At 33.0% G+C, this 22,921-nt stretch carries 19 protein-coding genes and 5 tRNA genes; 22 read left to right on the forward strand and 2 right to left on the reverse strand.

All coding sequences use genetic code 11. From position 1 onward, the window contains the following. The 22 genes from N456_RS01695 to N456_RS01800 all read left to right on the forward strand — a co-directional run bounded on the left by N456_RS01695 (window position 1) and on the right by N456_RS01800 (window position 21,121). Window positions 1-1,008 (forward strand): NAD-binding protein, encoded by a 1,008-nt coding sequence (locus N456_RS01695; protein WP_062053241.1) that lies wholly within the window; start codon window positions 1-3, stop codon window positions 1,006-1,008. A gap of 99 nt (window positions 1,009-1,107) precedes the next feature. After that, complete coding sequence (locus N456_RS01700) at window positions 1,108-2,775, forward strand: alanine/glycine:cation symporter family protein (protein ID WP_062053243.1); 1,668 nt, start codon at window positions 1,108-1,110, stop codon at window positions 2,773-2,775. A 96-nt stretch (window positions 2,776-2,871) separates the two neighbouring features. Next, on the forward strand, window positions 2,872-3,669 hold the full coding sequence (locus tag N456_RS01705) for a ComEA family DNA-binding protein (protein ID WP_062053245.1): 798 nt from the start codon (window positions 2,872-2,874) through the stop codon (window positions 3,667-3,669). 141 nt (window positions 3,670-3,810) lie between these two features. Beyond that, window positions 3,811-4,977: an acyl-CoA dehydrogenase family protein gene (locus N456_RS01710; RefSeq protein ID WP_062053247.1), complete on the forward strand. Its 1,167-nt coding sequence runs from the start codon at window positions 3,811-3,813 to the stop codon at window positions 4,975-4,977. A 498-nt stretch (window positions 4,978-5,475) separates the two neighbouring features. Further along, the gene (gene rpsU / locus N456_RS01715; RefSeq protein ID WP_062053249.1) at window positions 5,476-5,670 is read left to right on the forward strand and encodes a 30S ribosomal protein S21; all 195 of its coding nucleotides are present in this window, start codon (window positions 5,476-5,478) and stop codon (window positions 5,668-5,670) included. A gap of 122 nt (window positions 5,671-5,792) precedes the next feature. Continuing rightward, on the forward strand, window positions 5,793-6,683 hold the full coding sequence (locus tag N456_RS01720; RefSeq protein ID WP_062053251.1) for a tyrosine-type recombinase/integrase: 891 nt from the start codon (window positions 5,793-5,795) through the stop codon (window positions 6,681-6,683). Window positions 6,684-6,755: 72 nt separating this feature from the next. Next, on the forward strand, window positions 6,756-7,058 hold the full coding sequence (gene hpf / locus N456_RS01725) for a ribosome hibernation-promoting factor, HPF/YfiA family (protein ID WP_062053253.1): 303 nt from the start codon (window positions 6,756-6,758) through the stop codon (window positions 7,056-7,058). 101 nt (window positions 7,059-7,159) lie between these two features. After that, window positions 7,160-7,233, forward strand: a tRNA-Thr gene (locus N456_RS01730). A 128-nt stretch (window positions 7,234-7,361) separates the two neighbouring features. Beyond that, window positions 7,362-7,443: transfer RNA gene (locus tag N456_RS01735), tRNA-Tyr, on the forward strand. A 120-nt stretch (window positions 7,444-7,563) separates the two neighbouring features. Beyond that, window positions 7,564-7,636 (forward strand) — tRNA-Gly (locus N456_RS01740). Window positions 7,637-7,864: 228 nt separating this feature from the next. After that, a tRNA-Thr gene (locus N456_RS01745) sits at window positions 7,865-7,936 on the forward strand. A 59-nt stretch (window positions 7,937-7,995) separates the two neighbouring features. Further along, complete coding sequence (gene tuf / locus N456_RS01750) at window positions 7,996-9,183, forward strand: elongation factor Tu (RefSeq protein WP_062053255.1); 1,188 nt, start codon at window positions 7,996-7,998, stop codon at window positions 9,181-9,183. A 61-nt stretch (window positions 9,184-9,244) separates the two neighbouring features. Then, a tRNA-Trp gene (locus tag N456_RS01755) sits at window positions 9,245-9,317 on the forward strand. 99 nt (window positions 9,318-9,416) lie between these two features. Further along, window positions 9,417-9,614, forward strand: a complete 198-nt coding sequence (gene secE, locus N456_RS01760; protein ID WP_062053257.1) for a preprotein translocase subunit SecE — start codon at window positions 9,417-9,419, stop codon at window positions 9,612-9,614. A 9-nt stretch (window positions 9,615-9,623) separates the two neighbouring features. Continuing rightward, window positions 9,624-10,178 carry a transcription termination/antitermination protein NusG gene (gene nusG, locus N456_RS01765; protein WP_062053259.1) on the forward strand — a complete coding sequence of 185 codons (555 nt, stop codon included), beginning with the start codon at window positions 9,624-9,626 and terminating at the stop codon, window positions 10,176-10,178. A gap of 75 nt (window positions 10,179-10,253) precedes the next feature. Beyond that, the gene (gene rplK / locus N456_RS01770; protein ID WP_062053261.1) at window positions 10,254-10,691 is read left to right on the forward strand and encodes a 50S ribosomal protein L11; all 438 of its coding nucleotides are present in this window, start codon (window positions 10,254-10,256) and stop codon (window positions 10,689-10,691) included. An 18-nt stretch (window positions 10,692-10,709) separates the two neighbouring features. Beyond that, the gene (gene rplA, locus N456_RS01775) at window positions 10,710-11,405 is read left to right on the forward strand and encodes a 50S ribosomal protein L1 (RefSeq protein ID WP_062053264.1); all 696 of its coding nucleotides are present in this window, start codon (window positions 10,710-10,712) and stop codon (window positions 11,403-11,405) included. A 15-nt stretch (window positions 11,406-11,420) separates the two neighbouring features. Continuing rightward, complete coding sequence (rplJ, locus tag N456_RS01780; RefSeq protein WP_062053266.1) at window positions 11,421-11,942, forward strand: 50S ribosomal protein L10; 522 nt, start codon at window positions 11,421-11,423, stop codon at window positions 11,940-11,942. A gap of 70 nt (window positions 11,943-12,012) precedes the next feature. Then, on the forward strand, window positions 12,013-12,387 hold the full coding sequence (rplL, locus tag N456_RS01785) for a 50S ribosomal protein L7/L12 (protein ID WP_062053268.1): 375 nt from the start codon (window positions 12,013-12,015) through the stop codon (window positions 12,385-12,387). Between the two features lie 130 nt (window positions 12,388-12,517). Beyond that, complete coding sequence (gene rpoB / locus N456_RS01790; protein ID WP_062053270.1) at window positions 12,518-16,327, forward strand: DNA-directed RNA polymerase subunit beta; 3,810 nt, start codon at window positions 12,518-12,520, stop codon at window positions 16,325-16,327. 105 nt (window positions 16,328-16,432) lie between these two features. Beyond that, entirely contained in the window at window positions 16,433-20,734 is a 4,302-nt protein-coding gene (gene rpoC / locus N456_RS01795) for a DNA-directed RNA polymerase subunit beta' (RefSeq protein WP_062053272.1), read from the forward strand. A gap of 78 nt (window positions 20,735-20,812) precedes the next feature. Continuing rightward, window positions 20,813-21,121 carry a DUF3467 domain-containing protein gene (locus N456_RS01800; protein ID WP_062053274.1) on the forward strand — a complete coding sequence of 103 codons (309 nt, stop codon included), beginning with the start codon at window positions 20,813-20,815 and terminating at the stop codon, window positions 21,119-21,121. A 177-nt stretch (window positions 21,122-21,298) separates the two neighbouring features. On the opposite strand, the gene N456_RS01805 is transcribed toward N456_RS01800, so the two are convergent. Both N456_RS01805 and N456_RS01810 read right to left on the reverse strand, forming a co-directional pair. Further along, on the reverse strand, window positions 21,299-22,129 hold the full coding sequence (locus tag N456_RS01805; RefSeq protein WP_062053276.1) for a type II toxin-antitoxin system RatA family toxin: 831 nt from the start codon (window positions 22,127-22,129) through the stop codon (window positions 21,299-21,301). A gap of 63 nt (window positions 22,130-22,192) precedes the next feature. Further along, on the reverse strand, window positions 22,193-22,771 hold the full coding sequence (locus N456_RS01810) for a Crp/Fnr family transcriptional regulator (RefSeq protein ID WP_062053278.1): 579 nt from the start codon (window positions 22,769-22,771) through the stop codon (window positions 22,193-22,195). Between the last annotated feature and the right edge of the window lie 150 nt (window positions 22,772-22,921).

A 22,921-nucleotide genomic window follows, 5' to 3' on the forward strand; every position in this document is an offset into this window, starting at 1 on the left:
ATGTATAACTGGGGTAGGTCAAAAATATATATAGCTTTAATTTTGATGATAACAGTAATTGTTATTGGAGTATTAGGATTTCGCTTTTTTTCTGATTATTCTTGGGTAGATGCTTTGTATATGACCGTAATTACAATGTCTACTGTAGGTTTTGGAGAAGTACAACCTTTAGATGATAATGCAAAGTTATTTACTGTATTTCTGATTACGATTAGTGTAACCATATTTGCATATGCAGTATCTGTTATAACAGAATATATTGTAAGTAAGAGTGACCCTAAAAGAGTTCAATATCGAAAAACCCAGAAAATGATACACCAGATAGAGAATCATACTATTATTATTGGTTATGGACGTAATGGTAGGCAAGCAGCAATAAAGCTATTAGCATATGATAAACCTTTCGTTATAGTTGAAAAAGAAGATGAGGTTATAGAAAAATATCAGAATGAAAAACTGTTTTTTCTAAAAGGTAATGCTACTGAAGATGAGGTTTTGATAGAAGCAGGTATAAGAAATGCATCTTGTTTAATATGTACATTGCCAGAAGATGCTGATAATTTATTTATAGTGCTTTCTTCAAGACAGATTAATAAAGACCTTAAAATAATAAGTAGAGCCTCCCAAGATACTTCTTATAAGAAAATACGATTAGCAGGTGCTGATAATGTGATTATGCCAGATCGCATAGGAGGAGATCATATGGCTTCATTAGTCGTAGTACCTGATCTAATAGAATTTTTAGACAACCTTTCTATTGTAGGAAAAAGATCAATAAATATAGAAGAGATCTCTTTTGAAGATATGTTTGAAGATCAAAAAGAAAGGACGATATTAAATATAAATATGAGATCTAGAACAGGATGTACTATTATTGGATATAAATCTCCAGATGGAGAGTATGTTGTAAATCCCGAAGCAAATACTGTTCTAAAACCAGGTTCTAAAATAGTGGTTCTTGGTCGTCCAGAACAAATTAATCTCTTAAATAAGGAGTTTGGTATTTAATGATAAGAAAACATTTAACCTAAAAAAAATTGTAAACAACCGTTTTTTTTAGGATCTTGCTCGCATCTAAACAATTAAATTTAATTAACTCATAATACTATGAAGAGAATTCTTCTTTCGTTCTTAGCTCTTACTATTCCATTTTTAACATTTGCACAAGAGACCGTAGAAAAAGGTCTAGATAAAAAAATTGATGAGGCTTTTAAGCCTATTTCTGATTTTTTTTCCAACGTAATCTTTTTTGAAGTTTTTGAAGGAGCTCCTTTTGTTATAGTATTATTAGTATTAAGTGCATTGTTTTTTACACTTTATTTTGGTTTCCCTAATATTCGATATTTTGGAAGAGCAATAAATGTGGTAAGAGGTAAATATGATGATGTAGAAGGGCATGGTTTAGGAGACTCTGCCGCTGCTGTAGATGGAGACATTAGAGATACCATAAGAGATGAATCTAAAGAAGGAGAAGTTTCACATTTTCAGGCATTAGCGACAGCGGTTTCAGGAACAGTAGGAAATGGAAATATTGCAGGTGTAGCCTTAGCAATAGCCTTAGGAGGACCAGGAGCAACATTCTGGATGATTATTTGTGGATTATTAGGAATGTCTACAAAATTTGTAGAATGTACCCTTGGAGTTCAGTATAGAGATGTAGGAGAAGATGGTACTGTATATGGAGGACCAATGTATTACCTAAGTAAAGGACTTAAGGAAAAAGGATTTAAGGTACTAGGAAAAATTACAGCAGTTATATTTGCTATATTTTGTATCGGAGGTTCTTTTGGTGGAGGTAATGCCGCTCAGTCTAATCAAGCTACAGTTGTTTTAAAAGAGCTTTTAGAACTTCAAAGTACAGGAGCAGGTTTTTGGATAGGAATAATATTAGCAGTTCTTGTAGGGATTATTATCATCGGAGGGATTAAACGTATCGCTTCGGTAACAGAAAAAGTAGTTCCTTTTATGGCTGTATTGTATATTATTGCATGTTTATACATCATTTTTGGAAATATTTCATTAGTAGATGATGCCATAGCATTAATCATTAGCGAAGCTTTTAATCCCACTGCAATAGGAGTAGGAAGTATTATAGGAGTTTTATTAGTAGGCTTTAAAAGAGCAGCATTTTCTAATGAAGCAGGAGCAGGATCAGCATCTATTGCACACTCAGCAGTAAAAACAAAATACTCAGCCAGTGAAGGACTAGTAGCATTACTAGAGCCATTTATTGATACGGTGGTTATTTGTACGATGACTGCATTGGTAATTGTTATTTTTAATTTTGGAGGCTTCTTTGATTATGGAGGGATTCCAGGTGCTATTGAACAAGCAGATGGAACTTTTAATGTTCTAATTGATGGAGTAAACTATATAGATGTTAAAGGGAAGGTGCTTATAGATGGAGAATTAAAAGAAGGAGCTGGTATAACAGCTTCAGCTTTTGCAAAATATATACCATATTCTAATATTTTCTTAACTATAGCAGTAGTGTTATTTGCAGTATCTACAATGATATCATGGTCATATTATGGTTTACAATCATGGAAGTTTTTATTCGGTAGAGGTAAAGCAGCAGATTTAACATATAAATTATTATTTTTAACATTTGTGATTATCGGAGCAGCAGCAAGTATGGGGTCAATATGGGCATTCTCAGATGCTATGATATTTGCAATGGTATTTCCTAATATGGTAGGGTTGTTCTTCCTGTTTCCAACAGTGAAAAAGGAATTGATACGATATTTTGATGCGATAAAAGGAGCAAACAAATAATAAGTAGCTTTTTATTTTATAATGAATTATAAAAAATCCCATCTTGAAATACATTCACGTTTTCGGAATGGGATTTTTGTTTTATCACTTATAATAGTGGTACTAGTTCTGGGATATTGTTTTTACCCAATTCCTGTTGCAGTAAAAAAACATAATTTTGTAGCGCTACAATCATTTCAGCAACAAGTAGATTCTCTTAAAGAAATTTCAGCCAAACAAAGAAAAATATATCGGATACAACCTTTTAATCCTAATTTTATTTCAGATCATAAAGGATATATGTTAGGGTTTTCTTCAGAAGAATTGGATAGACTTTATGCTTATAGAAAAGAAGGGAAATGGATCCGTTCGATTACCGATTTTAAAAAAGTTACAAAGATTTCAGACTCACTTCTCACAATAGTAGCCCCACTATTTAAATTTCCAGATTGGACAAAAAATAAAACGACAACTAGGAAATACAAGAAAAAAGTATTTCCTATTAAATCATATGCTCAGAAAGCAGATTTAAATACAGTCTCCGTAGAACAACTTAAGAAGAGCGTTGGTCTACCTGATTTTATAGCAATTAAAATAATTAAATATAGGAATCGTATAGGAGGTTTTGTAAACGATATACAATTAGGAGATCTAAATCTGTATGAATATCAAAAAAATAAAACGCTATCGATGTTTACCGTTAAAACTTCTAAGAAAATAAAAAGAGTCAATATAAATAAAGCGTCTGTTGAAGAATTAATTGAAGTACCATATATTGATTTTGAAACCGCTTTAGATATTAGAGATTATATTGATCATAATGGGCAAGTTTCAAGTTTTGATGAATTAGGAAAAATCAAGAGTTTTTCTTTAGAAAATAAAGATAAAATAGCATTATATTTGACAATAAAATAAGAATTATTGAAAAATGCTGTAAAATTTGATAAATCGTTAATTTGTGATTTTTGAAATCTAGATAGGTTTTGATAGATGAATAAGTACGACAAATCATATATATGCACAGTAATAAGTTAATTTAAAAAATAAAGTTATCATATGAATAACATGTATTTTACAGAAGAGCACGAATTATTTAGGCAAAGCCTTAGGGAGTTTTTAAAGAAAGAAGTTGCGCCAAATATAGAAAAGTGGGAAAAAACAGGAAGTATAGATCGATTTATTTGGGAGAAATTTGGAGAAATGGGATACTTTGGTATAGCATATCCAGAAAAATATGGAGGGTTAGATCTTGATCTTTTTTATACAGTTATATTCTTAGAAGAATTACAAAAAATTAACTCAGGTGGCTTTGCAGCTGCAATGTGGGCTCATGCATATCTCGCAATGACACATATTAATAAAGAAGGCGATCACAATATAAAAGAAACATATTTACGCCCAAGTATATCTGGAGAAAAAATAGGATGTTTGTGTATAACAGAGCCTTTTGGAGGATCTGATGTTGCAGGAATGAGAACAACAGCAGTTAAAGACGGAGATCATTATATTATTAATGGATCTAAAACATTTATTACTAATGGAGTTTACAGTGATTACCTTGTAGTTGCTGCAAAAACAAAACCAGAATTAGGTAATAAGGGAATAAGTATCTTTGTAATCGATAGAGAAACAGCAGGAGTCTCAGCAACTAAATTAGATAAATTAGGTTGGAGAGCTTCTGATACAGGAGAAATAGCCTTTGATAATGTGAGAATTCCTGTTAGTAATTTGATGGGAGAAGAAAATAAAGGGTTTTCATATATAATGCAGCATTTTGCATTAGAAAGATTGATTATGGGAGTTAATGCACATGCACGAGCAGAATATGCATTAGAGTATACCATAAGATATATGTCAGAAAGAGAAGCCTTTGGAAGAACGATAGATAAATTTCAGGCCTTAAGACATACTATAGCAGATATAGCAAGTGAAGTAGAAATGTGTAAAGAATTTAATTACTCCATAGCTAAAAGGCTTAATGATGGTCAATATGTAGTTAAAGAAGCCAGTATGTCTAAATTGCTTTCTACAAAAATGGCAGATGAATCCATATATAAATGTCTACAATTATTAGGAGGATATGGATATATGGAAGAGTATCCTCTAGCAAGACTATCTAGAGATAGTAGGTTAGGACCTATAGGAGGAGGAACCTCAGAGATTCTAAGAGAAATTATAGCTAAAATTGTTATTGATAAAAAAGAATACAAAGCGGCAACATAAAGATCTGTAACCATTCAGTAAATAGAATTAAATACTGATAAAGTCATCTAATAAAGTTTTAGATGGCTTTTGTTTTGATGTAAAGTTAAGAATAGAGTAGATGAAGATTAATTATATCAGTTGCACCTTGAATTTACTGTAAAAGAAAATCAGCTATTTTTTATTTTAAAGCATAAGCGAAAAAGAGAATTTTATTGCGGTAAATCCAAAGTATACAATACAACTTCGTTATAAAATTTGAAAAAGCAATAAAGAAAGATATTTTCTTGATGTTAACATAGCACCACATGATGAAATTAAAAAACTCAGCGGAGAGATAATGTTTACAGCAGTTTTAAGAAGGGATGGGTTTTCTATGACATAATTCGGGTTAAAGATCCTAGGTTTCTATTAAGGTTTAAAAAAAAATATTAAATTATTTATTTAATAACGTTTTGTGGGTAATAGTTTTATGTTATATTTGCGCCCTAATTATTTCTAAAGAAAGGAGGTGCCACTATGTTAATTATACCAGTTAAAGACGGAGAAAATATAGATAGAGCGTTAAAGCGTTTTAAAAGAAAATTTGATCGAACAGGAACAATGCGTCAGCTTCGTAAGCGTCAAGCGTTTTCAAAGCCTTCTATAGAAAGAAGAGCACAGATCCAAAAAGCGCAATATATTCAGCACTTAAGAGATCAAGAAGAGATTTAAATGTTAATAGCGTCGCTATTTTGAGTTCTTTGGGAGCAAAGAATAGACTTCGTTTTTCGTTATAAATTTTAACCGTTAGAAGAGTAAAAGTTTCATACTTTTGTTTTCTAACGGTTTTTTTTATGTTTATTTCAGAGTTTATAGACTACTTATTTCTTGAAAAAAAATATTCTAAGCATACAGTAACAGCTTATAAAGCAGATTTATTGTCTTTTTTTGAATTTTATGAGATAGAGTATGAAGGTGCAAAAGTGATAGAGGCTAATTACTCGCAAATCCGATTTTGGATAGTGAACTTGGTTGATGATGGGGTTTCTAATAGAACGGTTAATAGAAAAGTGTCTTCTCTTAAAGCATATTATCGATTTTTGCTTAAAGTAGGGCAGATAGACAAGACGCCTTTACTGAAACATAGAGCTTTAAAAGAGTCTAAAAAACTTCAAGTACCCTTTTCTTTGCAAGAAGTTCAAGATGTTTTGAGTATTCTTACGGATAAGGAAGATTATGAAAGTGTTCGAGATAGATTGATTGTAGAGCTTTTTTATGCAACAGGGATCCGAAGAATAGAATTGGTAGATCTTAAGATTTCTGATATTGATTTAGCTAATAAGCAGATTAAGGTTTTAGGTAAGCGAAATAAGGAAAGATACCTGCCGCTTCTTTCGTCGGTCTGTGAGACTATAAAAACGTATTTAGTTTTAAGATCTGATTTGGTTATAGAGTCAGAAGTTTCTTTTTTGTTTTTGACAAAAAAAGGAGTTAAAATCTACGAAACACTTGTGTATCGTGTCATAAATAGCTATTTTAGTAAGGCATCTTCAAAAGTAAAAAAAAGTCCGCATATCTTAAGACATTCTTTTGCGACACATTTGCTAAATGAAGGAGCAAACCTAAATGCTGTAAAAGAATTGCTTGGTCATTCCAGTTTAGCTGCTACTCAGGTGTATACGCATCATAGTGTGTCTCAGTTATCGAAAGTGTATAAACAATCTCATCCTAGGAATAAAAAGTAAAGGACAAGTTGTTGGCTTGTCAATCTTTTTGGCTTATTAAAAATTTCGTTCAACCAATTAAATCAAGTAAGTATGAAAGTGAACTTGCAATCCGTAAATTTTAATGTAGATCAAAAATTGGTGGATTTTCTCCAGACTAAGTTAGATAAATTAGAAACTCATTTTAATCGAATAATTTATGCAGATGTTTTTTTGAAAGTTATGAATACAAGTAGTAAGGAAAATAAAATTACTGAAATTTTATTAAGTGTTCCTGGAGATGAGTTTATGACTAAAAAGATTAATAAAACCTTTGAAGAAGGTGTGGATGAGTGTGTTAGTTCACTTGAAAGGCAGTTAAAAAAACGTAAAGAAAAATTAAATGCACATTTTTGATTATTTTTCTCGAAAATTATTTTGTGAAAGTAATAAAATAGTATACATTTGCAGTCCGTTAGAAATAGCGGACTTTTTTATGTTCTAAAACATAGTGAAAAGCCGATGTAGCTCAGCTGGCTAGAGCAGCTGATTTGTAATCAGCAGGTCGTGGGTTCGAGTCCCTCCATCGGCTCTAAAAAACTTAAATATTTAATAAATAAATAAGTTTTTTAATTAGAGTTTTGAATTGTGAAATAAATTACTATTTTTGCGCACTCAAAATTCATAAGTTCATTAATAAAATATTGATTTTTTTCAATTGGGGAGATACTCAAGCGGCCAACGAGGGCAGACTGTAAATCTGCTGACTACGTCTTCGCAGGTTCGAATCCTGCTCTCCCCACTTAATTTAGAATATTTTTAGGTACTTGATTTAAAGTAGTAAGAAAGCTTCTGTAAAGTAATTCTAATGTGAAAATAAAGTTTTGAAATAATTTTTTAAATATTATTTTGAAATTTACAAGCGGGAGTAGCTCAGTTGGTAGAGCGTCAGCCTTCCAAGCTGAATGTCGCCAGTTCGAACCTGGTCTCCCGCTCTATTTTCATAATTAATTAAATTTTTATAATTAATTAATGAAAAACAGGTTGAAAAACTTGTACTGAGTAGAGTCTGATTAAGCCTCAGTTTCTAGCTCTAAAATTAGAGCAAATCTTGATTTACTAGTTAATTTAAGATTGGATTTTTAATATAAATGTAATGATTGATTGGATTTCTTTCTAATAGTAATGAAAGTGCTCTGGTTTTTCATTATATCTGTTAAAAAGCCGGTGTAGCTCAGGGGTAGAGCGTTTCCTTGGTAAGGAAGAGGTCACGAGTTCAAATCTCGTCATTGGCTCTAGGTTCAGAATTTTATAATTGAACACTAATATATAACTAAGATTAAATAAATTAATTATGGCAAAGGAAACTTTTGATCGTTCCAAACCACACTTAAATATTGGTACTATTGGACACGTTGATCACGGTAAAACGACTTTAACTGCTGCGATTACTAAGGTATTAGCTGATGCAGGTCTTTCTGAAGCAAGAGATTTCGATCAAATCGATAATGCTCCTGAAGAAAAAGAAAGAGGTATTACTATCAATACATCTCACGTAGAGTACCAAACACAAAATCGTCATTACGCACACGTAGATTGTCCAGGTCACGCCGATTATGTAAAGAACATGGTTACTGGTGCTGCTCAGATGGATGGAGCGATTTTAGTAGTTGCTGCTACTGATGGTCCTATGCCGCAAACTCGTGAGCACATACTTTTAGGACGTCAGGTAGGTATTCCTAGAATCGTTGTATTCCTTAATAAAGTGGATATGGTTGATGATGAGGAATTATTAGAGCTTGTAGAGATGGAAGTTAGAGATCTTCTTTCTTTCTATGAATATGATGGTGATAACGGTCCTGTAATTTCAGGTTCTGCACTAGGAGCTCTTAATGGTGAGAAAAAATGGGTTGATACAGTAATGGAGCTTATGGCTGCTGTAGATGCTTGGATTGAACTTCCTGAAAGAGATGTAGATAAGCCTTTCTTAATGCCGATAGAAGATGTATTTTCTATTACAGGTCGTGGTACTGTAGCAACAGGACGTATCGAAACTGGAATCGCTAATACAGGAGATCCTGTTGAGATCATTGGTATGGGTGCTGAGAAATTAACATCTACAATTACAGGTATCGAAATGTTCCGCCAAATCCTTGATAGAGGAGAAGCAGGAGATAATGCAGGTATCTTATTAAGAGGTATTGAAAAAACTCAGATATCAAGAGGAATGGTAATCGTTAAGCCGGGTACTGTAACTCCACACCAAAAGTTTAAAGCAGAGGTGTATATCCTTAAAAAAGAAGAAGGTGGACGTCATACTCCATTCCATAATAACTACCGTCCTCAGTTCTATGTACGTACTACTGATGTAACAGGAAATATTGCACTTCCTGAAGGAGTTGAAATGGTAATGCCTGGAGATAACTTAACAATCACTGTTGAGCTAATTCAGACAATTGCTATGAATGTAGGACTACGTTTTGCTATCCGTGAAGGAGGAAGAACAGTAGGTGCAGGTCAGGTAACTGAAATTTTAGACTAATTACAATATATTGTAAATAAAAGTTGAGGTATTCGTCAATACGAATACCTTGACTTATGTTACGGGTTTAGCTCAGTTGGTAGAGCACTGGTCTCCAAAACCAGGTGTCGTGAGTTCGAGTCTCTCAACCCGTGCTAAGTCAATCAACATTTTTACTTAAAGTTGATTGTAATAATGAAGTTTTATAGCGAAATTAGGGTTTATCTAATTTTGTTTAAAAAATAAATAAGAAGATGGCTGGATTAATAAATTATATTACAGAATCATATAGCGAGCTAAAGAATCATGTAACGTGGACTCCGTGGGCGGAAGCACAAAAACTTACTTTAGTTGTAATCATTTTTTCGGTTATTTTCTCTTTGGCTATATGGGGTATTGATACTACGTTTAGTAATGTAATAGAATACTACTTTACTTTGGTTAAATCTTAAATAGTTAAAATGGCTGAAGTAGATAACTCCAAGAAATGGTACGTGGTAAGGGCAGTAAGTGGTCAAGAAAATAAAGTTAAAGACTATATTGAGCGCGAGATAGCTCATATGGGACTTGAAGATTATATTTCTCAGATTCTTGTTCCTACGGAAAAAGTAGTGCAAATCCGTAATGGAAAAAAAATAAATAAAGAAAGAGTATATTTTCCAGGTTATGTTATGATAGAAGCAAACCTTTCTGGAGAAGTACCTCACATAATTAAATCTATTAATGGTGTGATTGGATTTCTAGGCGAAGTAAAAGGAGGAGATCCTGTGCCATTAAGAAAATCTGAAATTAATAGAATGTTAGGTAAAGTTGATGAACTAGCAGTTAAAACTGATAACGTAGCAATTCCTTATACTGTTGGAGAAACAGTAAAGGTAATTGATGGTCCGTTTAATGGATTTAATGGTACAGTTGAAAAAGTAAACGAAGAAAAGCGTAAACTAGAAGTAATGGTTAAGATTTTTGGAAGAAAAACACCACTAGAGCTAAGTTATATGCAAGTAGAAAAAATATAATAATTGTTACATTATAGATCCAGAGTTGTTCTTTTGCTTCCACTTATAGAACAATTCTAATTTAAAATTAGAAAAATGGCTAAAGAGATAGGTAAAGTAGTAAAATTACAAGTGCGTGGAGGTGCAGCAAACCCATCCCCACCAGTTGGACCTGCTTTAGGTGCTGCCGGAGTAAATATCATGGAATTCTGTAAGCAATTCAATGGTAGAACACAAGATAAAGCTGGTAAGGTATTACCAGTTGTAATTAATGTGTATACAGACAAGTCTTTTGACTTTGTTATAAAAACTCCACCAGCAGCTGTTCAGATACTGGAAGCAGCAAAACAGAAAAAAGGTTCTGGAGAGCCTAACCGTAAAAAAGTAGCAAGTGTTACTTGGGATCAAGTTCGTACAATAGCAGAAGATAAAATGCAAGATTTAAATGCATTTACTGTAGAGTCTGCTATGAAAATGATCGCTGGTACTGCTCGCTCAATGGGTGTAACTGTAAAAGGAGAAGCTCCTTTTTAATCCAAAAACGTTTACAAAATGGCAAAAGTAACTAAAAAGCAAAAAGAAGCACACGCTAAGATTGATAATAATAAAGCGTATTCATTAGATGAAGCTTCTGCTTTAGTAAAAGAAATAACAAGCGTAAATTTTGATGCTTCTGTAGATCTTGCTGTTCGTTTGAACGTAGATCCACGTAAAGCGAATCAGATGGTACGTGGTGTGGTAACATTACCTCACGGAACAGGAAAAGATGTTAAAGTATTAGCATTAGTAACACCAGATAAAGAAGCCGAAGCTAAAGAAGCAGGAGCTGATTTTATAGGTTTAGATGAATACCTTGAAAAAATTAAAGGTGGTTGGACAGATGTCGATGTAATCATCACCATGCCTAGTGTTATGGGTAAATTAGGACCATTAGGAAGAATATTAGGACCTCGTGGATTAATGCCTAACCCAAAAACAGGGACAGTAACTATGGATGTTGCAAAAGCAGTATCTGATGTTAAAGCTGGTAAAATTGATTTTAAAGTTGATAAAACTGGTATTGTTCATGCAGCAATAGGAAAAGCATCTTTTGATGCAGATAAACTAGAAGGAAATGCTAAAGAATTAATAACAACATTAGTAAAGTTAAAACCACAGACTGCAAAAGGAGTATATATTAAATCTATATATATGTCTTCTACAATGAGTCCAGGTATAGAAGTTGATTCTAAAAACTTTGCTGGGTAATTAAGATAAACGATTATGACAAGAGAAGAAAAATCACTAGTAATTGAAGACTTAACTGCTCAGTTAGCTGAAAATGCTGTTATATATTTAGCTGATATTTCAGGATTAGATGCAGGAACAACTTCAAATTTACGTAGAGCTTGTTTTAAAGCCGACGTATCATTAAAAGTAGTAAAGAATACACTCCTTGCAAAAGCGATGGAGAATTCTGATAAGGATTTTGGAGATTTACCAACCACATTAAAAGGTAATACTTCAATATTATTTTCTGAAACCAGTAATGCACCAGCAAAGGTTATCAAAGAATTTCGTAAGAAATCAGAGAAACCACTATTAAAAGGAGCATTTGTAGAAGAAGCAGTATATGTAGGTGATGAAAACTTAGATGCTTTAGTTAATATTAAGTCTAAGGAAGAAGTTATCGGAGATATTATCGGTCTATTACAGTCTCCTGCTAAAAACGTAGTTTCTGCGTTAAAATCAAGTGGAGGTAAAATAGCTGGTATCCTTAAAACATTATCCGAAAAAGAAGGATAATAACAGTAGTGTACGCACTTTTTAACAATTATATTTCAATTACAAAAAAAATTATTTAAAACGATAGAAAATGGCAGATTTAAAAGATTTCGCAGAACAATTAGTTAACTTAACAGTAAAAGAAGTTAATGAGTTAGCTGATATATTAAAAGAAGAATATGGTATCGAACCTGCTGCTGCTGCAGTAGCTGTTGCTGGTGGTGCTGCCGCTGGTGGTGATGCTGCTGAAGAAAAAACAGAATTTGATGTAATCCTTAAGGCTGCAGGAGGTGCTAAATTAGCAGTTGTAAAACTTGTAAAAGAACTTACAGGTCTTGGTCTTAAAGATGCTAAAGGGTTAGTTGATGAAGCTCCTAAAGCAATCAAAGAAGGAATATCTAAAGATGAAGCAGAAGCTCTTAAAGCTCAATTAGAAGAGGCTGGAGCTGAGGTTGAGCTTAAATAAGCTTACCATTATTGACATATAGGTTTAGACCCAGAGAATGTTCTCTGTGGTCTAAACCATTTTGCGTATATAAACATTAAGTGTTAAAATACGCACCTTTTTTAAAATTTTAATTTAATTCCGTCCATTGATGTTAGCAACGCAAACTGAAAGATTGAATTTCTCTTCTGTAAAGAATAGACCTGATTATCCAGATTTCCTAGATATTCAGATTAAATCCTTCCAGGATTTCTTTCAATTAGAAACAAAATCTGAAGAAAGAGGAAACGAAGGTCTATATAATACCTTCATGGAAAACTTCCCGATTACAGACACACGTAATCAATTTGTACTAGAATTTTTAGATTATTTTGTAGATCCTCCAAGATACGATCTTCAAGAATGTATCGAAAGAGGTCTTACGTATAGTGTACCTTTAAAAGCACGACTTAAACTATTCTGTACAGATCCAGAACACGAAGATTTTGAGACTATTGTTCAGGACGTTTATTTGGGTACCATACCTTATATGACACCTAGTGGTACTTTTTGTATTAATGGTGCCGAGAGAGTTGTCGTATCTCAATTACACCGTTCACCTGGAGTATTCTTTGGACAATCATTTCATGCAAATGGAACTAAATTGTATTCTGCAAGAGTCATCCCTTTTAAAGGATCTTGGATAGAATTTGCTACCGATATTAATAGTGTAATGTACGCTTATATCGATAGAAAGAAAAAATTACCAGTAACTACACTTTTCCGCGCAATAGGATTTGAGCGTGATAAAGATATTTTAGAAATATTTGATCTTGCAGAAGAAGTAAAAGTTTCTAAATCTGGATTAAAAAAAGTATTAGGGCGTAAGTTAGCTGCTCGTGTATTAAATACATGGCATGAAGACTTCGTGGATGAAGATACAGGAGAAGTAGTATCTATAGAACGTAATGAGATTGTTTTAGATCGAGATACGATTTTAGATAAAGATCATCTTGAAGAGATTATAGAATCTGGAGCAAAAGCAATTTTACTTCATAAAGAAGATAATCAAAAAGGTGATTATGCAATTATTCATAACACATTACAGAAAGACCCTACGAACTCTGAAAAAGAAGCAGTAGAGCATATATACCGTCAATTGCGTAATGCAGAACCGCCTGATGAAGAGACAGCAAGAGGTATTATTGATAAATTATTCTTTTCTGATCAACGATACAACTTAGGTGAAGTAGGTCGTTATAGAATGAATAAAAAATTAGGGCTTAATATCGAAATGGATAAGCAAGTGCTTACCAAAGAAGATATTATTACCATCATAAAATATTTGATAGAATTAATTAATTCTAAAGCTGAGATAGATGATATTGACCACCTTTCTAATCGTCGTGTTAGAACTGTAGGAGAACAATTATCACAGCAGTTTGGCGTTGGTTTAGCTCGTATGGCTCGTACCATTAGAGAACGAATGAATGTTAGAGATAATGAAGTGTTTACGCCAATTGACTTGATCAATGCAAAGACCTTATCATCTGTAATTAATTCATTCTTTGGGACCAATCAGTTATCTCAATTTATGGATCAAACGAATCCATTAGCAGAGATTACACATAAACGTAGACTTTCTGCACTAGGGCCAGGTGGTTTATCTCGTGAGCGTGCAGGGTTTGAAGTACGTGATGTACACTATACACATTATGGACGTTTATGTCCTATTGAAACTCCTGAAGGACCAAATATTGGATTGATATCTTCTTTAGCCGTTTTTGCTAAGGTAAACTCAATGGGATTCTTAGAAACCCCTTATCGTAAAGTAACTGATGGTAAGGTGGATATTGCTGAATATAGATACTTAAGTGCAGAAGAAGAAGAAGAAAAACTGATAGCACAAGCTAATATCCCTATGACGGATGAAGGTAATGTTACTGCAGAAAAGGTAATTGCACGTATGGAAGGAGATTTCCCTGTGATTGATCCTACTAATGTAAATTATGCCGATGTTGCTCCTAATCAAATTGCTTCTATTTCTGCATCGTTAATTCCATTCTTAGAACATGATGATGCAAACCGTGCTTTGATGGGATCCAATATGATGCGTCAGGCAGTACCATTATTAAGAGTAGATGCACCTATTGTAGGAACAGGACTAGAACGTCAGGTAGCTTCAGACTCTAGGGTATTGATTAATTCAGAAGGAAACGGAGTTGTTGAATATGTAGATGCTCAGAAGGTCACTATCAAGTATGATAGAACTGAAGAACAAAGAATGGTAAGTTTTGAAAGTGATTCTAAAACATATGAATTAATAAAATTCAGAAAAACCAATCAAGGAACTAATATTAACTTGAAACCTATAGTAAATGTAGGAGATCGTGTTAAGAAAGGAGAGGTTTTATGTCAGGGATACGCTACAGAAAAAGGAGAATTAGCTCTTGGTAGAAATATGAAAGTAGCCTTTATGCCTTGGAAAGGGTATAACTTTGAGGATGCGATTGTAATTTCTGAAAAAGTAGTAAGAGAAGATATTTTTACTTCTATTCATATTGATGAGTATTCTCTTGAAGTTAGAGATACTAAACTAGGAAATGAAGAATTAACGAATGACATTCCTAATGTTTCAGAAGAGGCTACCAAAGACCTTGATGAAAACGGAATGATAAGAGTTGGTGCTGAAATTAAACCAGGTGATATTCTTATTGGAAAAATTACTCCAAAAGGAGAAAGTGATCCTACTCCTGAAGAGAAGTTATTAAGAGCAATCTTTGGAGATAAAGCAGGTGATGTTAAAGATGCTTCATTAAAAGCTTCTCCATCATTGCATGGTGTAGTAATTGATAAAAAATTATTTGCTCGTGCGATAAAAGATAAAAGAAAACGATCTCAGGATAAGGAAGATATAGAGATTTTAGAAAGATCATATGATACTAAATTCGAATTATTAAAAACCGAATTAGTTGATAAATTATTCCTTATTGTTGGAGGTAAAACTTCTCAAGGAGTTATGAACGATCTTGGAGAAGAAGTACTTCCAAAAGGGAAGAAGTATACTCAAAAAATGCTGAATAGTGTTGATGATTATGCGCATCTTACCAGAGGAATGTGGACTACTGATGATGATTTAAACCGTATGGTTGCGGATCTTATTCATAATTATAAGATTAAAGAAAATGATTTACAAGGTAATCTACGTAGAGAGAAATTTACAATTTCTGTAGGAGATGAATTACCTTCTGGAATTATAAAACTAGCAAAAGTTTATATTGCCAAGAAACGTAAACTTAAGGTAGGAGATAAGATGGCAGGTCGTCACGGTAACAAAGGTATTGTTGCCCGTATCGTAAGAGAAGAAGATATGCCGTTCTTAGAAGATGGAACACCAGTTGATATTGTATTAAACCCATTAGGTGTACCTTCTCGTATGAATATTGGTCAGATTTATGAAACAGTATTAGGATGGGCAGGACAAAAGTTGCATAGAAAATTTGCTACGCCAATTTTTGATGGAGCAACATTAGATCAAATAAATGGATTTACAGATGAAGCAGGAATTCCAAGATTTGGACATACTTACTTATATGATGGAGGAACAGGAGACCGTTTTGATCAACCAGCAACTGTTGGAGTGATTTATATGCTTAAACTTGGGCATATGGTAGATGATAAAATGCACGCTCGTTCAATAGGTCCTTACTCGTTGATTACTCAACAACCGCTTGGAGGTAAGGCTCAGTTTGGAGGGCAACGTTTTGGAGAAATGGAAGTTTGGGCGTTAGAAGCTTATGGTGCTTCTGCAACCTTACGAGAGATATTGACAGTAAAATCTGATGATGTTATAGGAAGAGCTAAAACATACGAAAGTATTGTTAAAGGTGAACCTATGCCAGAACCTGGATTACCAGAATCATTTAATGTATTAATGCATGAATTAAAAGGTCTGGGTCTAGATATTAGATTAGAAGAATAATAATAAAATAATCAAACTGTCACCTGAGCTTGTCGAAGGAGACAGTTTGTATATCAAATTATTATTCAATTTTAAATTACAATAATTCTTTAGCAACCATATATTATGGCAAGAAATAATGATAAGAATACAGTAAAGAGATTTAATAAAATCTCTATAGGTTTAGCATCTCCTGAGTCGATTTTAGCAGCATCTAAGGGAGAAGTATTAAAACCCGAAACTATCAATTATCGTACTCACAAACCTGAGCGTGATGGTTTGTTCTGCGAGCGTATTTTTGGACCTGTAAAGGACTTTGAATGTGCTTGTGGTAAATATAAAAGAATTCGCTACAAAGGTATCGTATGTGATCGATGTGGAGTAGAGGTTACCGAGAAAAAAGTACGAAGAGACCGTGTAGGTCATATAAACCTTGTTGTTCCTGTAGCACATATTTGGTATTTTCGTTCTTTACCAAATAAAATAGGATATTTATTAGGCCTTCCTTCTAAGAAGTTGGATATGATTATTTACTACGAACGTTATGTAGTGATCCAACCAGGTATTGCGAAAAATGAAGAAGGAGAAGCCGTACAGAAAATGGATTTCCTTACTGAAGAAGAATATTTAAACATATTAGATAGTCTTCCTCAAGAGAATCTTTATCTTGATGATACAGATCCTAATAAATTTATAGCTAAGATGGGGGCAGAATGCCTTATCGAAATTCTTAGAAGAATTGACCTTGATGAATTATCTTATGAATTAAGGCATAAAGCGAATAATGAAACATCTAAGCAACGTAAAACTGAGGCCTTAAAACGTCTTCAGGTTGTAGAATCATTACGTGATGCTAATAAAAATAGAGAGAATAATCCAGAGTGGATGATTCTTAAAGTTGTACCAGTAATTCCACCAGAATTGCGCCCGTTGGTACCATTAGATGGAGGTCGTTTCGCGACATCAGATTTAAATGATTTATATCGACGTGTAATTATTCGTAACAACCGTTTAAAACGTTTGATGGAAATTAAAGCTCCAGAAGTTATTTTACGTAATGAAAAACGTATGCTTCAGGAATCTGTTGATTCATTATTTGATAATACACGAAAAGCTTCTGCTGTTAAAACAGACTCTAACAGACCACTGAAATCGTTATCTGATTCTTTAAAAGGTAAGCAAGGACGTTTTCGTCAGAACTTACTTGGTAAACGTGTAGATTATTCAGCACGTTCTGTAATTGTTGTAGGACCAGAATTAAAATTATTTGAGTGTGGTCTTCCAAAAAATATGGCTGCGGAACTTTATAAACCATTTGTAATCAGAAAATTGATTGAACGTGGTATTGTAAAAACAGTAAAATCTGCTAAGAAAATTATAGACAGAAAAGAACCTGTTGTTTGGGATATATTAGAAAATGTTTTAAAAGGACACCCTGTATTACTAAACCGTGCTCCAACACTTCACCGTTTGGGTATTCAGGCATTTCAGCCTAAACTAATTGAAGGTAAAGCAATACAATTACACCCATTGGTTTGTACTGCATTTAATGCCGATTTTGATGGAGATCAAATGGCAGTACATTTACCTCTTGGACCTGAAGCAATTTTAGAAGCTCAGCTATTGATGCTAGCATCACATAATATTCTTAATCCAGCTAATGGGTCTCCAGTGACTGTACCTTCTCAGGATATGGTACTAGGACTTTATTATATGACTAAGCCTCGTAGATCTACTCCAGAATTAAAAATAGAAGGAGAAGATTTAACTTTTTATTCTCCAGAAGAAGTAGTGATTGCTTATAATGAGAAACGACTTAATATTAATGCTAATATTAAAGTACGTACTAAGGATATTGATGAAAATGGAGAACTGGTTACTAAAATTATAGAAACTACTACAGGTAGAGTTTTATTTAATGATAAGGTTCCTGAAAAAGCTGGATATATTAATGAGGTACTAACGAAAAAATCTCTTAGAGATATTATCGGAGGTATATTAAAAGTAACCAGTGTTCCCGAAACAGCAGCATTCTTAGATGAAATCAAAACTTTAGGATACAACTTTGCATTCCAAGGAGGATTATCATTTAGTTTAGGAGATATTATTATTCCAAAAGAGAAGCATACTATGATTGCTAGTGCTAACACTCAGGTTGATAATATTGTTGCTAACTATAATATGGGATTGATTACTAATAACGAACGTTATAATCAGGTAATTGATATATGGACATCTACAAACGCGGAATTGACAGAATTATCGATGAAGCGTATTCGAGAAGACCAACAAGGGTTTAACTCGGTATATATGATGCTTGATTCTGGAGCAAGGGGATCTAAAGAGCAAATTAGACAGCTAACGGGGATGCGTGGATTGATGGCAAAACCTAAGAAAGCTAGTTCTGCTGGAGGTGAAATTATTGAAAATCCAATTCTTTCTAACTTTAAAGAAGGACTTTCTATTTTAGAATACTTTATCTCTACTCACGGTGCTCGTAAAGGTCTTGCAGATACGGCTCTTAAAACTGCGGATGCTGGGTATTTAACACGTCGTTTAGTTGATGTAGCACAGGATGTAATCGTTAATATAGAGGATTGTGGTACACTTAGAGGAGTAGAAGTATCTCCATTAAAGAAGAATGAAGAAATTATAGAAGGATTAGCTGCTAGAATAGTAGGTAGAACTTCATTAATAGATGTTATTAATCCTTTAACAGAAGAAGTATTAGTAGAAGCAGGAGTAGAAATTGATGATGCTACAGCTAAAATTATAGAGAATTCTCCTGTAGAATCTGTAGAAGTTCGTTCAGCATTAACTTGTGAAGCTAAAAAAGGAATCTGTGTAAAATGTTATGGACGTAACCTAGCAACTGGTAAAACTGTTCAGAGAGGAGAAGCTGTAGGAGTTGTAGCTGCTCAATCTATTGGAGAACCAGGTACTCAGCTTACCTTACGTACATTCCACGTGGGAGGTATTGCAGGTAACATTTCTGAAGAAAATCAATTGAAATCTAAGTTTGGTGGAAAAGCTGAAATAGAAGAACTGAAAACAGTAAAAGGAGAAGATAACGAAGGTAATGAAATTGATGTAGTAATTTCTCGTACCTCAGAAGTTAAGATTATCGACCCAAAAACTAAAATTGTTTTAAGTACAAACTTAATCCCTTATGGTTCTCAATTATTTATTAAAGATGGGGATGTGCTTGCAGCAGAGCAAGTTATATGTCAGTGGGATCCATATAATGGGGTAATTATTTCTGAGTTTGCTGGTCGAGTAAGATACGAGAATATAGAGCAAGGAATTACATATCAAGTGGAGATTGATGAACAAACTGGTTTCCAAGAAAAGGTGATTTCTGAATCTCGTGATAAGAAAAAAATACCTACGTTACATGTACTAGGAAAAGGAGATGAAGTATTACGTTCTTATAACCTTCCGGTTGGGGCTCACCTTATGGTAGATGATGAGGATAAGATTAAGGTAGGTAAGATTTTGGTTAAGATTCCACGTAAGTCTGCTAAGGCAGGGGATATTACTGGAGGTCTTCCAAGGGTAACAGAATTATTTGAGGCACGTAACCCTTCTAATCCTGCAGTGGTTAGTGAGATAGATGGTGTAGTATCATTTGGAAAAATTAAACGTGGTAATAGAGAGATTATAGTAGAATCTAGAATAGGAGAAATTAAAAAGTATCTTGTTAAACTTTCTAATCAAATTCTGGTTCAGGAAAATGATTATGTACGTGCAGGAATGCCATTATCAGATGGTTCTACTACTCCAGAAGATATTCTTAAAATTAAAGGACCTTCTGCAGTGCAACAATACTTGGTTAATGAGGTACAAGAAGTATACCGTCTACAAGGGGTGAAAATTAATGATAAGCACTTTGAAGTGGTAGTACGACAGATGATGCGTAAAGTAAGAATTCAGGATCCAGGAGATACTATTTTCTTAGAGAATCAATTAGTGCATAAATCTGATTTTATAGAAGAAAATGATGGAATGTTTGGGATGAAAGTTGTTGAAGATGAGGGGGAAAGTGAGAGACTTAAACCAGGACAGATTATTTCTCTTCGCGAATTGAGAGATGAAAATTCTTCTTTACGTAGAGATGATAAAAATTTAGTCACTGCAAGAGATGTGTCTCCTGCTACAGCAACTCCAATACTGCAAGGTATTACTAGAGCTTCGCTACAGACTAAATCATTTATCTCTGCAGCATCATTCCAAGAAACAACAAAAGTATTAAATGAAGCTGCAGTAAGCGGTAAAGTTGATACACTTGAAGGTCTTAAAGAGAATGTAATTGTTGGACATAGAATTCCAGCAGGGACAGGAATGAGAGATTATGAAAGTATTATTGTTGGTTCAAATGATGAGTTTGAAGAGCGAATGGAACAGCGACAAGAAGTTAATTATAACTAATATGAATGAATAGCCTGCCTTTTTAGGCAGGCTTTCTTTTTTTTTGACCAAAGCATTTTTTAAAAATAAATAAGAGATATGGTAGATAATGAGAATCAAAATCAGTTAAATATTGAATTAGATGAGGCTACAGCAGATGGAGTGTATAGTAATCTTGCAATTATTAATCATTCAGTTTCAGAATTTGTAGTTGATTTTGTAAATATTATGCCAGGTAGACCTAAGAGTAAAGTAAAGAGTAGGATTATCTTAACTCCACAACATGCAAAAAGATTATTAAAAGCTCTTCATGATAATATAAACAGATTCGAAGCAGCACACGGAGAAATTAAAGACTACGAGCAACCACCAATTCCGATGAACTTTGGTCCTACGGGAGAAGCATAGATGAATTATAATATTAGATTTTTTTATTATATGTATAATTTAATTTCATTCATTATTATAATGAATGAAATTTATTTGTTTTAGGATATGAAGTTAGATCTTCTTTTCGCTTTTCATCCAAAAAATATGTACATACAAAAAAATAATTTTGATTAGTAATTTTATTTTATAAGGGTACTATTTATCACTTAGAATATCTACCCAATTGTCAAGTAGCTCATTAGAAATCTTGTTAAACTCTTTTTTCATAAAAGGATGAATTATAATGTTGTGAATTTTCTTTTTATAAGCAAAGTCAAACATCATTATGATTTTTGTTTTGTTTTCAGAAATCTCTACAACTTTCCAGGTTCCTTTTAATAATTTTAAAGGATAGGGGTAATCCTTAGCATTTGTATGCACTCGAAAAGAGTATTGCTCTCCTTCTTCCCATAAAATAGCAGTTTCTGTCCAACTGTCAGCTTTATGTGAACAGCTTCTAACCATACCTTCTCCTTTACCAGATATAATCTCTACACGATCAATATTAGGAGCAACTTTGTGATAATTTGCAACATCCGAAATTACCTCCCAAGTACTTTTTTTTGAAGCGTTCACAATTCTTTTATATTCTAGATGTTTAACTTTTTTTTGACTTACATTATCTATTTGAGCAAGCCCTATAGTTTGTCCAATACCAAACAACAGAATTATAAAAGCAATAATAGAAATAGTTTGATATCCTATAGTTGAAATATTAAATGGTTTTATTATCACTATAACTACACTGACCAATACCCATATTATATCTTGGGTTATAATATAAAAGACTGCATCAGGTTTAGGATTTTTAATTTGAATATATACAGAATACGAAAAATAGAGAAGTCCTATCCCAATTACCCAAAAAATAACTGAATTTTGCTTGTTAAACCAACTTGCTATTGTTTTATTAAATAGTATAAGAGAAATACCTGTTATAAATGAAAAAATAGTATTGCATAGTAATACAGTTTGTAAAAAGCTCATGATGTATTATGTTTTTGTTTCTACAAATGTCCTATAGTATGTATTATTTCCTCTTGATAAATGTTAAGAAATTGACTGCGTCCAATTTTTTCTTAATCTACTTAATGATTCTGGAGTAATCCCAAGCATAGAAGCGATATACTGAAGCGGAACATTATTAAACAGAGTAGGTTCATCATTAAGTAAAGATTCAAACCTTTGTTTTGCAGTTGTATGCAATTGCGCAAACATACTACGTTCTAATAATGCAAAAGAATGTGCGAGTAATAAATTATCAAACTCAAGCCATTTAGGTTGTTGTTTACAGATACTAAAATGATTATCTCTACTAATAACGCATAATGTACAATCAGTCAATGCTTGAATATTCCAATAATTTTCGGATTTGAAAATAAAACTAGAAAGTGAAGTAATAAATTTTCCGCTACTACCAATCCAAAAAGTAATTTCTTTTCCTTCTACTATATCATACATTCTTAAATACCCTGATTCGATAAATGCCATTTTTCGGCAGATTTTTCCTGATTCAAGAAAAAAATCTCCTTTTTTTATTTTTTTAATTTCAAAAGAAGAGATTATAGAGTTTAAAGAGTTGTTATCAATATAGATTTTATCTAGGATACATTTTTTTAGCAGTTCCATTGACTAGTGTTTTAAAAATATGAGTATTTAAATATTGGTATCTTTATGTTTGATTCTAAGTCTATTGATTTGTTTTTCATTTTTGATTTTATTTAAAACTATGGATTTTTAAATCTATAGTGGTTTATTTTATAAAAAGGCTATTTTTTT

Source organism: Aquimarina longa SW024 (genome assembly GCF_001401755.1).
GTDB lineage: Bacteria > Bacteroidota > Bacteroidia > Flavobacteriales > Flavobacteriaceae > Aquimarina > Aquimarina longa.

Coding starts and splice junctions, on each gene's coding strand:
- N456_RS01695 (WP_062053241.1), top strand. CDS start 1: ATGTATAACTGGGGTAGGTCAAAAATATATATAGCTTTAATTTTGATG.
- N456_RS01700 (WP_062053243.1), top strand. CDS start 1,108: ATGAAGAGAATTCTTCTTTCGTTCTTAGCTCTTACTATTCCATTTTTA.
- N456_RS01710 (WP_062053247.1), top strand. CDS start 3,811: ATGAATAACATGTATTTTACAGAAGAGCACGAATTATTTAGGCAAAGC.
- rpsU (WP_062053249.1), top strand. CDS start 5,476: ATGTTAATTATACCAGTTAAAGACGGAGAAAATATAGATAGAGCGTTA.
- N456_RS01720 (WP_062053251.1), top strand. CDS start 5,793: ATGTTTATTTCAGAGTTTATAGACTACTTATTTCTTGAAAAAAAATAT.
- hpf (WP_062053253.1), top strand. CDS start 6,756: ATGAAAGTGAACTTGCAATCCGTAAATTTTAATGTAGATCAAAAATTG.
- tuf (WP_062053255.1), top strand. CDS start 7,996: ATGGCAAAGGAAACTTTTGATCGTTCCAAACCACACTTAAATATTGGT.
- secE (WP_062053257.1), top strand. CDS start 9,417: ATGGCTGGATTAATAAATTATATTACAGAATCATATAGCGAGCTAAAG.
- nusG (WP_062053259.1), top strand. CDS start 9,624: ATGGCTGAAGTAGATAACTCCAAGAAATGGTACGTGGTAAGGGCAGTA.
- rplK (WP_062053261.1), top strand. CDS start 10,254: ATGGCTAAAGAGATAGGTAAAGTAGTAAAATTACAAGTGCGTGGAGGT.
- rplA (WP_062053264.1), top strand. CDS start 10,710: ATGGCAAAAGTAACTAAAAAGCAAAAAGAAGCACACGCTAAGATTGAT.
- rplJ (WP_062053266.1), top strand. CDS start 11,421: ATGACAAGAGAAGAAAAATCACTAGTAATTGAAGACTTAACTGCTCAG.
- rplL (WP_062053268.1), top strand. CDS start 12,013: ATGGCAGATTTAAAAGATTTCGCAGAACAATTAGTTAACTTAACAGTA.
- rpoB (WP_062053270.1), top strand. CDS start 12,518: ATGTTAGCAACGCAAACTGAAAGATTGAATTTCTCTTCTGTAAAGAAT.
- rpoC (WP_062053272.1), top strand. CDS start 16,433: ATGGCAAGAAATAATGATAAGAATACAGTAAAGAGATTTAATAAAATC.
- N456_RS01800 (WP_062053274.1), top strand. CDS start 20,813: ATGGTAGATAATGAGAATCAAAATCAGTTAAATATTGAATTAGATGAG.
- N456_RS01805 (WP_062053276.1), bottom strand. CDS start 22,129: ATGAGCTTTTTACAAACTGTATTACTATGCAATACTATTTTTTCATTT.
- N456_RS01810 (WP_062053278.1), bottom strand. CDS start 22,771: ATGGAACTGCTAAAAAAATGTATCCTAGATAAAATCTATATTGATAAC.